9 protein-coding genes are annotated in these 13,069 nt (G+C 43.4%); 5 read left to right on the top strand and 4 right to left on the bottom strand.

Going from position 1 to position 13,069, the window contains the following annotated elements; translation table 11 throughout:
• The first annotated feature begins 300 nt into the window (after positions 1–300).
• Complete coding sequence (locus QVA83_RS09715; RefSeq protein WP_287498411.1) at positions 301–1,281, top strand: LysR family transcriptional regulator; 981 nt, start codon at positions 301–303, stop codon at positions 1,279–1,281.
• 80 nt (positions 1,282–1,361) lie between these two features.
• Here QVA83_RS09715 and QVA83_RS09720 read toward each other — a convergent pair whose 3' ends face one another.
• Positions 1,362–2,072, bottom strand: coding sequence for an endonuclease/exonuclease/phosphatase family protein (locus tag QVA83_RS09720; protein ID WP_287498412.1), 711 nt, complete (start codon positions 2,070–2,072; stop codon positions 1,362–1,364).
• Positions 2,060–4,276 carry a VTT domain-containing protein gene (locus QVA83_RS09725; RefSeq protein WP_287498413.1) on the bottom strand — a complete coding sequence of 739 codons (2,217 nt, stop codon included), beginning with the start codon at positions 4,274–4,276 and terminating at the stop codon, positions 2,060–2,062. Before QVA83_RS09725 ends, QVA83_RS09720 begins: the two co-directional genes overlap by 13 nt.
• A gap of 253 nt (positions 4,277–4,529) precedes the next feature.
• Between QVA83_RS09725 and QVA83_RS09730 the strand changes: the two genes are divergently transcribed.
• The gene (locus QVA83_RS09730; RefSeq protein ID WP_287498414.1) at positions 4,530–6,272 is read left to right on the top strand and encodes a PAS domain S-box protein; all 1,743 of its coding nucleotides are present in this window, start codon (positions 4,530–4,532) and stop codon (positions 6,270–6,272) included.
• An 84-nt stretch (positions 6,273–6,356) separates the two neighbouring features.
• Here QVA83_RS09730 and QVA83_RS09735 read toward each other — a convergent pair whose 3' ends face one another.
• Positions 6,357–6,953, bottom strand: a complete 597-nt coding sequence (locus tag QVA83_RS09735) for a porin family protein (RefSeq protein WP_014949483.1) — start codon at positions 6,951–6,953, stop codon at positions 6,357–6,359.
• Positions 6,954–7,467: 514 nt separating this feature from the next.
• Between QVA83_RS09735 and katG the strand changes: the two genes are divergently transcribed.
• Both katG and QVA83_RS09745 read left to right on the top strand, forming a co-directional pair.
• The gene (gene katG / locus QVA83_RS09740) at positions 7,468–9,768 is read left to right on the top strand and encodes a catalase/peroxidase HPI (RefSeq protein WP_287498415.1); all 2,301 of its coding nucleotides are present in this window, start codon (positions 7,468–7,470) and stop codon (positions 9,766–9,768) included.
• A gap of 212 nt (positions 9,769–9,980) precedes the next feature.
• Positions 9,981–10,466: a hypothetical protein gene (locus QVA83_RS09745; protein ID WP_287498416.1), complete on the top strand. Its 486-nt coding sequence runs from the start codon at positions 9,981–9,983 to the stop codon at positions 10,464–10,466.
• Between the two features lie 48 nt (positions 10,467–10,514).
• On the opposite strand, the gene QVA83_RS09750 is transcribed toward QVA83_RS09745, so the two are convergent.
• Positions 10,515–11,840: a mechanosensitive ion channel family protein gene (locus tag QVA83_RS09750; protein WP_075176721.1), complete on the bottom strand. Its 1,326-nt coding sequence runs from the start codon at positions 11,838–11,840 to the stop codon at positions 10,515–10,517.
• Between the two features lie 722 nt (positions 11,841–12,562).
• On the opposite strand from QVA83_RS09750, the gene QVA83_RS09755 reads away from it, so the two are divergent.
• Positions 12,563–13,069 (top strand): DEAD/DEAH box helicase (locus QVA83_RS09755; protein ID WP_287498417.1); only part of this gene is annotated, 507 nt, incomplete at its 3' end.

A 13,069-nucleotide genomic window follows, 5' to 3' on the forward strand; every position in this document is an offset into this window, starting at 1 on the left:
AGCATCTTGTTATTGTTGTCTAGCCACTCGTGTACAAGAACAAGGCTAAAAACTCTTTGGCTTTGCAGGAAGAAAGAAGATTATTCAGGGGTATAAGAAAAATATTGAGCTGTCTCACAGGGCGCTAATTTAATGCTATTAGACTTAAGTATGGGGGAAGACAAGATTTTCATGGCCCACTGCTTTTAGCCCATTTTTACAATTTTGCTTCATATAACTTAATGGAATGGCATATTCGTTGCTGCCGTCTTCATTAAACCGTTCCCGTTCTAGAACTCACCACCTTTGTAAGGAGGGCAAGTGCATTCAAAACAGCTGCATTATTTTGTTATGACTGTGCGTAAGGGTAGTATTGCTGCGGCGGCGAGAGCATTGGATATCGCTCAACCCGCCATTAGTCAGCAGTTGGCAAGTTTAGAAAGAGAGATGAAAGCGACGCTGCTTGAAAGAAGTTTTTCGGGAGTAAACCTAACATCGGCGGGCGAAGTTTTTTATAAACATGCATTAAAGCTGCTAACCGAAATAGACAACGTTAAGGCCGCATTGGAAGCCTTTCAAACTGGACAAAAGAAGGTAGTAAAAATAGGCATGCTACCGTCAATCGGCAATGTGCTTTCTTTACCGCTGCTCACGGAGATAACGGCGAACCATAAAGGGCTCAAAGTCGAAATCAGCACTGGACCGTCTTACACCATTAATGATTGGCTTGAGTCAAAGCAGGTGGATGTTGCGCTTACTTATCAGCAAGCTGTCGACCCTAAATTCATGCGAGTCACACCGCTAATTCAAGAAGATCTTCATTTGGTTTTTTCTGCTTCCTCATCGTGTGAACAATACGCCAAGCTTCGAGATAGAACGACGATCCGTTTTTGGGAAATCAGTGAATTACCTTTGCTATCACCGGGTAACAAAGATGCATTGGGTCAACTAATTGCTGACTATGAAAAAGCTACGGGCGTTAGTTTGCAGCACGATTTGGCCTATTCTGGACAACTCATGACTGGCCTTAGGCAAGTTATGCAGGGAGAAGGCGTGATGATCCTTCCTACATCAGCTATTTTTCATTTAAAGGAGTCTGGCCTAGTTTCATCACTGAAAATAACACAGCCAGAAATGCAGCGTACTGTACTCGCTGCGACAAACAAGAGTGCCAAGACGCTGCTAGATAGCAGTCCGATCATTGATATTCTCAGAAAAGTAGTGGCTCAAGAAAACGCACTGGAACACTGGTGCGGTACGTTAGAATTTGCCGCTTCATCGTTCATAGCGCAACCTGCGTAGCACTGTGCCAACACAAGATGAGGCTAAATCTCGCGTACGACGAGAATAATGCAACCCGTTAAGTGCAAAAGAGCACTGGGTTAGTCGTTCTGGGGCAGTTCAATATCAACAAGCACAGGTAAATGATCTGACAAGATTCGAGTTTTCGCATTTTTTAATTTTCTGCACGCTTTTACCTTGATGTCGTCAGACACCCATACTCTATCAAGTGCAAATACAGGAAAGTGGCTTGGAAATGTTGCCCCCACTTTTTGCTGTAATAGCAATTCGTTAAGTGCTTTAAACGCTTTTGAGAAAAACTGCCACTCGTTGAAATCACCGGCTAGAACTAGAGGGATTTGCTTCTCTTTCATCTTCAATGAAAGGTGCTCATGAAGCAAAGAAAACTGTGAGCGACGTTCTAGCTTCTTAAGCCCCTTATGGGTATTCACCACCGTAAGGGGGGTCTTCTCTGTCTTGAGCTCTACAATCTGAACATTTCTAGGCTGTCGCCCGTTTTGGCTGACATCCAGTGTATCGTGCGCTAATACGTCAAAGCGAGTTAGGATGGCGTTGCCATACCAGCCATCAGATTCCCTAATGGCTGGTGATGGAATGAGCTTAAACGTGTTTTCAGCGCAGATATCTTTAACGTCCTGTGTTGTACTTCGCTCAGAGGGACGAGTATCCATTTCTTGCAGCAGCACCACGTCGGCGCCACTGTTTGCCAAGAATTGCCCTATGCGTTTGTAATCGTGCTTTTTGTCTCTACCTATTCCGCTGTGAATGTTGTAGGTCACTATGCGGCACATTTCTCTACCTCATCTTTGTCACTATTATCACTGGCAGTATCTTGACTCCCCGACTCCTTTCGAGCTTGGTAGTAGCGGGCAAATTTTTGCGAGCCCCAAATCATAAGGCCCCATAAAACGATACCGCCAACTAAATAGCTAATGGTTTCCACAGAAGGGTTCTGCCAAATTTGTGCTATCGAATCACCCACAAGCCCTTTCGCAATCATGGGCGGGAACATGCCTAAAAATGTCCCCACTAAAAACTGGAAAATGCCAATAGATGAGATACCCGCTACCAAATTCACCAAACTAAAGGGCGCTACAGGCAACATTCGAATGGCCGCGACGCCAACGATACCGCTACGCTTTAGTTTTTCATCAACGGCAGCTACCTTTGGACCTCCAATTTTTCTAAGCCCCGCGTTGCCTGATAGCTTGCCTATTCCAAACATGATTGCAGAGCTCATTAGTGCTCCCATGATGCCGTAGATGGGCCCCCATACAGGACCAAAAATAGCAGCCACAGCAAGTGACAGTACAGTGACCGGGAAGAATAAAACGCCGCCGACCACATAAACCAGCAACACGGTAGGCAGAGCAAAGTAGGTTCCACGACTTTTCTCTAAAAAGGCGTTAATGCTGTCGGAACTTAACCATGGTATGGACTGGCTAGCCCAAAACATAAGCCCGCCAAGAACAGCAATGATGGCAAGACCAATCAAAATCATAATACTGCGACGTCTTGGGTTACGAGCAGGCATAGCAGCTCCATCAAAGGTTGGCACCGAAATAAGGGGTTCTTCAGGGTCAGATAACGCTCTGAACACATTCTTAACGGATTGTTCGGTAAACACCTCATCGCGAACTTCGGTAAGTACGTAGCCGTGTGCTATCTGATCCTGCATTAATGCTTCAACCGGATATTCATTGTTGAATAACGCTGGCATTGCATCAATATCGCGTCCCGTGTGCTCTGCGAGTAAGTCGTTTCTCACTTGCTCAATACACGCCTGATTGTCCTTAGTGTTACCGAACAACACCGTGTCGATTTCGGTGTCTAGCGTCATTGAGCGATTACTCAAGTTTGATGACCCGATAACAAGGTATTTGTTATCGATGGTCATCACTTTGGAGTGGATGCGCTTGTATGCCTTGCGGCCTTGCATGTCTTCAATTGAAGAATAAGTCAGTTTTACTCGCTTAGGGTCAATCCCTTTTTCTAAAATTTCCTTGAATTCTATGCGGCTTGCCCAAAATGCTTCGCATTCAAACTTACCTTTTGGCTCGTAGGAACTTACGATAATGACCGAAAGATTAGGTTTCAGTTTGAGCTGCTTATTTAGCGCTTCAGCGATCTCCTGACGCGTTGTGAACTGATTCTCAATGTAGATTACAGACTCTGCTTCACCGATAAGATCAAGCAGCATATGACGTACCTCTTGAGCAGGCTCGACCTCATCCATAAATGGAATTGTTCTGGCAAGTGCACACTCTACGTCTTCAAAAAGGGGAGGATAATCTTGTGGCCAAGCATCAGGCAACGGGGCATTTTCATCAATGCGCGCGTCCTCGCGGATATCAATAGGTGAAGAGTCAGCAACACGCTGCCACCTCCATCGAACTAATTTTGAAAAGTCGGCTACTACAGGTCCACTTGATACCATTTGCACATCATGAAGAGGACCATACTCCCCATCAGGCCCATCACGCTCTTCTGAAACTACGGGATGGTCACGGGTATCCCAGCGGTTAGTGGATACATCCATTCCACCTGAGAATACGAGTTCATCATCGATAACCACAATTTTTTGGTGCTGACTTCCGCCCATCGGAATCGTGTCATCGAGCTCGGTTTGCACATTGTCTGGAGTTTTTTCTTCCCACACTTCCTTCGCCCACATTTCGCGCTGCGCGAAAAAGGCTAGTGATGAGTCCCAACGTAGCAGGTAAATTTTAATGTCAGGATTTTGCTCAGCTTTCCACTTAAGTAAATCACTTATTACGCTCGGCGCTTCACTGTTCGCTTCGTCGTCGCCTCTCAGCAAGCGAATGCGGCTATCTATATCCCATCCAACAATGAAGATACTGTGCTTAGCTTTAACGATAGAGCTGTGCAAGGCTTTATAATAGTTTCCGCAATCTATCAAAGGTGTAGAAAAACGAGCCTTGCTCTCTACCCAACAGTTTTGACCGGGTTGAAATACACTCTTTCCTGATTGCATGTGACGTTTCCTATTTATTCATTTTTCACTATTTGTATTCTGTTGCAGAATTTGTACCTCTATAAAACGTAAGAACGAAAAATATAAGTAAATGATTTTTATTGATAATTAGAGTTTTTGAGCTCGTGTGTAAGATGTATCAGTTCGCAATGTGTAATATTTTCACTGTGAAACGAGTTTAATATTCACAGTTGGAAAAACAGGGAAAGATCTTCTATATAACTTAAAAAATTTAACGAGAAGGTCTAGATAAATGAAGTTTTTTTCAAAGGAAAATGCGGCGAAACAGGCGCTTGCTCAATCAATCTTGGCTGTAGTTACCATAGATGAAAAAAACAACATTACGTTTTACAACGATGCCGCTCAAAAGTTATGGGGCTATACGCCAAACGAGGTACTAGGCAAAAATATCAAACTATTGGTTCCCCACGAACACAAAGCAAATCACGACAATTACGTTAATTCTCATCGACAAACAAATGTTAATAAAATCGTTGGCAGCTCGCGAGAAGTCGAATTAGAAACAAAAAGTGGGGAGCGAATTTGGGTTCAGCTTGCTTTATCTCAGGTTATTGTTGCAGGAAAGAAGCACTACACCGCTTTCGTTCGAGACGTTACAGAAGAGCGAGAGTCTCGCGAAATAGTGGAGCAAACATTAGAGCAAGCGTTAGATGCTGTGGTGTGTATCGATGAAAACAACAACGTAACCTTGTTCAACGCATCCGCTGAGAAGCTATGGGGATACACAAGAGATGAAGTAATTGGCCAAAATGTGAAGATGTTAGTGCCTCAGGCGATTCAAGCGAACCACGATAACTATGTCAACGCAAATAGAGAAACAGGCCAAGACAAAATTGTCGGAACCAGCCGCGAAGTTAAAGTGGAGCGGAAAGACGGTAGAAGCCTGTGGGGCAGGCTGTCTTTGTCTAAAGTAAGGCTGGCTGACCGAACCCTCTACACAGCATTTATTAAAGATGTAACAGAAGAAGTAGAGCAGCGAGAGTTACAACGTATGCTTTCGCTGGTTGCCAACGAAACAGACAATGCCGTTATTATATCTGATGCAGATGGTCTCATAGAGTACGTTAATAACGGGTTTTACCGGTTGACGGGGTGGGAGCTGGACGAAGTAAAAGGCAAGAAACCTGGATCATTTTTACAAGGTGAGGAAACCGATAAACGTACTGTGGATGTGATACGACAAAAAATTAAAAACCGCGAAGCATTTTATGATGAAATTCTTAACTATAGAAAGGACGGTACACCTTACTGGACTTCACTATCAATAAACCCCGTTTTCAAAGAAGAAAAACTCGTTAACTTTATCGCGGTTCAGGCTGATATTACTCGTGTTAAGCAAATGGCTTTAGATTTTACTAACAAATTAAAAGCTATAGGCAGTGCACTTGTTCTTCTTGAAATGAAGCCTAATGGTGAAGTCGTTGAGGCAAACAAACTACTACGCGACACATTGAACGGGGTAATGAGCTCTGAATCATTTGCAAATGAGGTAATGAATAGTCTTTCTGCAGAGGACAAGTCTACTCTAGAGAGCGCTGGTTTTGTTTCAAAAATTACTGAGTTTCAAGTGGCTGGGCGTTATCTTGCCTTTGACGCGAGAATCAGCGCACTTAAGAACTTCAACGGGCAAGTAACACGTTATGTCTTTTTTGCCGTTAATATCACCTCTAGAAAACAAGCGGTGAACGATACTCAAGATTCTATGAAAGAGCTACTGGTTACCAGCCAGACTATAAGTAATATAGTGGGCACAATTAATTCTATTTCTGAGCAAACTAATTTGCTAGCGCTAAATGCAGCGATAGAAGCGGCACGAGCAGGTGAAATGGGAAGAGGGTTTGCGGTTGTGGCTGATGAAGTACGAACGTTAGCAGGTAACTCCCAGTCCTCATCCAATGAAATTGACAACTTAGTTAAAACGACAGTGTCAAAAATTGAGGAACTGGCGCAGCTCATCCAGAAAATAGATGGGTAGCAAAAAGTAAAAAGCCTTGGCAATGTTGCCAAGGCTTTAGCATTCTCATTAAGTCACGTTGTTAAACGTGAGGCAACAAATGTCTTAGAAACGATACTCAACACCAATACTGGCTTGCTTAAGATCGGTTTCAAAATCGGTGTCGTCAATGTCATCAAACGCTTCGTCTGCATCAAGCTCTGTATCATAAACAGTGTACTCGGCGTTTACTAAAAAGTTACTAGTAATCGCGTAGCTTAGACCTGCGCCTACAAACAAGCTTTCGTCATCGTTATCACGTGAAACGCCAGCAAAGTTATACTCGGTTTCTGACCAAAGTTGACCTGCTTTCGCGTAGAGAGAAAAACGCTCTGTTAATGGAAGAATACCCTTGATCGCCGCTGTGTAGCCGTCTGTTTCAGCACCTGCAAGGTCGTTACCGTAATCACCAAAATCGATGTAACCACCTTCAATTGCAATCCACTCATTGAATTTATATCCAACAAGGCCTTGCCAAACATCTTTGTCATCGTCAAAGTCATCTTCACCTTCAACGCGTAGGTAACCGTAATTACCACCTACATAAAAACCACTGTCTTTTGCTTCAATTTGATTTGATTGAGCATGCGCACCGAATGAAGCCATAGCACTGATAGAGGCAACAGCTGCAAGTCCGGTAAGTGTCTTAAGTGTGTTTTTCATAAGTTCATCCTCATTACTTCTTTAACATTCCATCGACTTCTTATCTGAAGTTAATGCGTCTTTAATTGCATCATCTCTGTATCAATTGCTGTGCCATGGTAGAAATTGCAGAATGTATTTCAATTAGATGAAAACTTTACATAAACCGACACTTTTTAGTTGGTTATTTAGCCGCTTATAGAAAGTATGGAAAAGTTTCACTCTTCAAGAAGCGAAAAAATTTCCCAATCTCTGAAAGAGATTCACAGATCTAGCTCATTTTCCGCATTACATAGTTCTACTGAGCGACAGTCGTTTACGTCATAAAGTGAACTGGGTTTTTAAAATATTGAAATTAATCAACTTTTCATTGATTGGATTTTCTAATCAGTTGAATTCATTTTATCAACTGTAAATATTCTCTAAGCCTGTCTATCTTTTAACTGATTATGAGGTAAACAAAATGTTAACAAATTAGTGGTGTGATTCGCACTCACGCTTTGGTAACTACAACAAACTCAGACGGGAAAAGACCATGACTATAAACAGGTTTAAAAAAACCACATTATCAGTACTTGTTGCCCTATCGCTTGGTGCAACAGGGGCTATTGCCAACGATCAAATTAGTAAGCCTGCGGGTGCTAAAGGCACGGGCACTGCTAAAGCTTTTCAAGCGAAAAATAATCAATTTTGGTGGCCTGATCAGCTCGATCTCTCTCCGTTAAGAGATCACGATAATCGTTCAAACCCACTAGGTGATGATTTCAGTTATGCAAAGGCATTCGCTAAGCTAGATCTCGACCAAGTAAAAAAAGATGTTAATGAGCTACTCACCACTTCTCAAGATTGGTGGCCGGCCGACTTCGGAAATTATGGTCCTTTCTTCATTCGACTTTCATGGCACAGTGCAGGTACCTATCGTACGCTAGATGGTCGTGGCGGTGGTGACGGTGGTCAAATGCGTTTTGATCCGCTGAACAGCTGGCCAGACAACGGAAATCTTGATAAAGCGCGTCGCTTGCTTTGGCCTATTAAGCAAAAGTACGGTGAAAGTTTATCTTGGGGCGACTTAATGATCCTTGCGGGTACCGTAGGCATGGAAAACATGGGCTTTGACACCTATGGATTTGCGTGTGGTCGTACCGACGACTGGGAACCTGACATGGTTTATTGGGGCCCAGAAGTGGAAATGCTTGCGAGCGATCGTGAAGAGCGCGACGGTAAGCTTCAGCGCCCGTTGGGGGCAACGCACATGGGCTTGATCTATGTTAACCCTGAAGGCCCTAAAGGTGTGCCTGATCCGATGGGATCTGCGAAAAATATTCGCACTGCATTTGGCCGTATGGCGATGAATGACGAAGAGACCGTTGCGCTAATAGCGGGTGGTCATACATTTGGAAAAATGCACGGCGCACACAAGCCTGCTGATTGTTTAGAAGCTGAGCCAGGCGGTGCAGGCTTAGAAGAGCAGGGACTAGGTTGGAAGAACAATTGCGGTAAAGGCAATGCAGAAGACACAGTAACGAGCGGTTTGGAAGGTGCTTGGACACAGCTACCTACTAAATGGACGAGCCTATATCTCCAAAACTTATTGGGCTTTGAGTGGAAGCAAACTCGCAGTCCTGCCGGCGCTATCCAGTGGATCCCTACCGATGAATCGCTTCATAAATCAGTACCAGATGCGCACGTAGAAGGTAAGAAAAATCCTCCTGTGATGACTACAGCTGACTTGGCGCTTAAGTATGATCCAGAGTATCGAAAAATTGCCGAGCGCTTCTTAGCGGATCCTAAAGAGTATCAAACGGCGTTTGCCAAAGCGTGGTTCAAGCTAACTCACCGCGATATGGGTCCTAAGGCACGTTACTTGGGTAACGATATCCCAGAAGAGAACTTCATCTGGCAAGATCCAGTGCCTAAAGCTGACTATAAAGCGATCTCTGATAAAGACGTTAAGAAACTTAAAGCTGACATCTTAGACAGTGGTTTAACCGTTCAGCAACTTGTGAAAACAGCATGGGCGGCAGCATCTAGCTTCCGAGCATCTGATTTACGCGGTGGAGCGAACGGTGCTCGTATTGCCCTTGAACCGCAAATGAATTGGGAAGCCAACGAGCCTGAAACCGTTCAAGCCGTTGTTTCTAAGCTTAAAGAGATGCAAGAAGACTACAATTCACGCATGTTTTCTAAGAAGAAAGTATCTCTTGCTGACCTCATTGTGATTGGCGGCGCGGCAGCAATTGAAAAAGCAGCGGCAGATGCTGGCGTCAAGGTTACTGTTCCAGTGGTTCCGGGTCGAACTGATGCTACGCAAGAGCAAACAGACGTTAATTCGTTTTCATTGTTAGAGCCAACAGCCGATGCGTTTAGAAACTATTACAACGCAGAAGCTAGCTATCGTTCGCCAACCGACATGCTGGTAGACAAAGCCGATCAGCTTAATCTAACGGTACCAGAAATGACTGTTTTGCTTGGTGGTCTGCGTTCATTGGGAGCAAATACAGGTGGCACTAGCCACGGTGTATTTACTGACAAAGTAGGCACGCTTAACAACGATTTCTTCGTAACGCTTCTTGATATGGGCGTTAAGTGGAGAAAAACAGATAACCCGTCGGTATATGAAGGTGTAAACAGAACTACTGGTGAAGTTATGTATACAGGTACGCCTGTAGACCTGGTCTTTGGATCAAACAGTGAGCTGCGTGCAGTGGCCGAAGTTTATGCCTACGACAATGCGAAAAGCCGTTTTGTTAAAGACTTCGTCGACGCTTGGACCAAAGTGATGACGCTAGACCGTTTCGATTTACGTCACGATCTAAACGCCAGCTTGGGTAAATAGATGCGATATAACTACTATCGCGAATTAGCTTAACAACTAATTCTCAATAGACATAAAAACTAAAAGGGCGCTTCCGCGCCCTTTTTAATTGATTTCTATAAGTTGTGTTATGAATTCTTAATGTGATTAAAACGCCCGCGAGACCATCGCAAACCCATCTTTAATTCGATACACTGAACCTTTATTTTTCGCTTCTACAGACAATTACCACAATGGCTAGTCTTAAACGAACGTTGGTCAATTTAGAAATGCTAAGCGACGATATTAATGCACTTCACGTCGACGCACTTAATACGCACGCCCACATTAAGTTTTTACACAATGTGCTGAATGAGCTAAAGAACGCCGAGCAATTTGTTGCCTTAGAAACAGAGGCCAGTTTCCAAAAGTCGTTATCTGGCTCACTGTTTGAGAACATATTTGAGCGAAAGCGTATGGTAGGTGTTTATATAAAGCTGGTGGGCTATGTTATTACAGCGTGGGAAGCGACCAATAAAGCGAATGCAATCATCAGTGAAAACTTCGATTCAAGTGCCGATAAGCGATTGGAGTTACTGCAGGTAAAAGCAATAAAAGCCAAATCTCAATTAAAAACTGTAGCGTCAGCGATGGGCAAAGAAGACTATGCAAAGTTTGTCCAGACGTTAGGTCTGTCTGCCCAAGAGTGGCAATGGGATACGCTTCGCGCTAGGTTTTAGCCAGCGCGAAGGTATGACTGAAAGCGCTCATGTCATGAGCGAGTTTAGCTACGGTGTGGTATTTCGAATACCAATGCCCTGTTCGTTGATAACCCTTACTTCGCGTTGAGGGAACGGTATTTCAATGTTGTGCTCGCGCAATGTTTCAAACACAGTAAGCAGCAAATCGCCACCCACGCGGTTTTTACCATCGTCCACCCCTTCCATCCAAAACTCGACGAACATGTTAACGCCAGAGTCGCCAAAGCTATCTATTTCACAGTCAGGCAGCTCTTCAAATGGAACATCATCGCCACTGATCACCTGCGGATGTTCCGATACTGCCTCTTTAATAATCTCTACCATCGCGCGGATATCAGTTTTATAGGCGACAGAAAAGTCGATGCGGTAACGTTGTTTTTGGTTTTTGTGTGTCCAGTTTATTAGCAAGGAGCTGATAAACTTTTCGTTAGGCACCAGTACATCTTTACCGTCATATGTCTCTAATACGGCATAGCGCATTTTAAATTCTCTGACGATACCTTTCTGCCCGTCTTCCAATTCAACGTAATCGCCTACGGTCAACGATTTATCCAATAGAATAATGATGCCCGAGATGAAGTTTGATGCGATGGACTGCAGACCTAAGCCTAAACCCACACCTACTGCACCACCAAACACGGCTAATGCGGTAAGGTTAATTCCCATGACGTTAAGCAATAAAAGAAAGACCACACAGAACAGGGCAACTTCAAACAGCTTTGCGAACACTTCTTTGGTAGAAACGTCGAGCGACTTATGGTTTCGAATAATATCTTGACCAATGGCGTTCGAGCTGCGGCCTAGCCAGAACAGCAAGCCACCAAACAATAGCACTCTTGTTACGCCATACGCTGAAATTTCAACATTGCCGACTGATATTGCCATTGACTCCAATGCTGAAGTTATCAGCGGAAGCACGCCAACTAAGTGTAAAAATAGGATAGGTAAACCTACCCATCGCATAAACGCTGCAATGGTGTTGTTTTCGACAAAACCAGTAATCAAGGAATTAACAAACAGCATTAGTGCTACAACAACGGCTATTTCCAATAGCCATGCATCAAACTGAAATTGCGCCCCCAACACGGTAGTAAGCTTTAGCATACTGATGGTGATAAGCGGGAATAGTGCCTCACCCAGATTGTATAAAAAGCCGTGCATAGTATGTGCGCCTTGCTGTGGCTTTTCTCGGGTAAACTTAAATGGCTTTTTTACTTGTCGTGCAAGCAAAAACGCAACGCAATAAATAATTGCGATTGTTGTAAGCTGGATAACAAAGCTATCAGACATCACCGATGCTTTGACTAAAGCCAACTTTTCCTCAAAGTGCTGGGTTAAACTATCAACATTCATGTTTTCTACTTCACTTGTTTACCACACTGCAGCAGCGTGGATGTAATTTGAGCGTGGAATAACTGCGCGCTTTTTATCTGTTATAACAAATATGGTAAAGCTTTTTTTATCTATCCAACAGAAACTGGCTATCAAGTTGTCTTTAATTTCAAAGATTTTGAGGTGTTTTTACGTAGAAGAGCCCTGTTTAACTTGTTTTTTTAACGCACACTCTTAAAAGCGAAATTTCTTAAGGTGTTGATAAATATAATTAAACTCTGTTACATGAAAAGTTTACGTTTCTAGGTCGCAAAATTCGTACTAAATAGATATTTATCGTTTTGATAAAAATATAAATATAACAATATCTCTCCTAAAAATGAGGGAAGACGTTACGGTATAAGACCATTCTCTTAGTGCGAAAAGCCGATAAAACTTCCCATGCTCTTAAGCTATGTAAATCGGAACTTATTAAGTGAAACGTCAGACAAGCTTAACTAGATTTTGAACAAAAAATGCGCTGGTGGCTTTCGGCTTTTAGTGGTAGACTCCGCGCGCAATTTGTAAGAGTAAACACCTACGTTCTTTTCTTGATGTCAAACACCAATAAGCCAAGTTGGCAATGGCGTATCTCTTTAGGTTTTCCCAGTAATCTATAACCCCCACGGTTAGCAATAAAGCACTAACGCTTATACCTTTGCGGTATGCAATTTTTTATAAATACCTATGACAGGAGTTTATTAATGTCATTTACCCAATTAGGGCTCGCTGAACCCTTGTTAAAAGCTATTGAAAAACGAGGGTTTAGTACACCATCACCAATCCAGGAAAAGGCAATACCAGAAGTATTGCAAGGAAAGGATGTGTTGGCAGCTGCGCAAACGGGAACAGGGAAAACTGCAGGATTTGGACTTCCTATTTTACAGAGATTGATGGAAGGACAACCTGTATCTGGCAACAATGTTCGGGCACTTATCTTAACACCCACGCGAGAACTTGCTGCTCAGGTAGAAGAAAGCATCAGAGCGTTCAGTGAGTTTTTGCCGTTAAAAACTGCCGTGGTATTTGGTGGTGTAGGTATTAATCCTCAAATGATGAAGCTGCGTAAAGGTGTGGATGTGTTAATTGCTACGCCTGGACGACTGCTTGACCTCTACCAGCAAAACGCTGTTAAGTTTTCTCAGCTTGAAGTGTTGGTATTGGATGAAGCCGACAGAATGCTTGATATGGGCTTTATTCACGACATTAAG

Origin of the sequence: Alteromonas sp. AO-Serp (assembly GCF_017849675.1) — a bacterium.
GTDB lineage: Bacteria > Pseudomonadota > Gammaproteobacteria > Enterobacterales > Alteromonadaceae > Alteromonas > Alteromonas macleodii.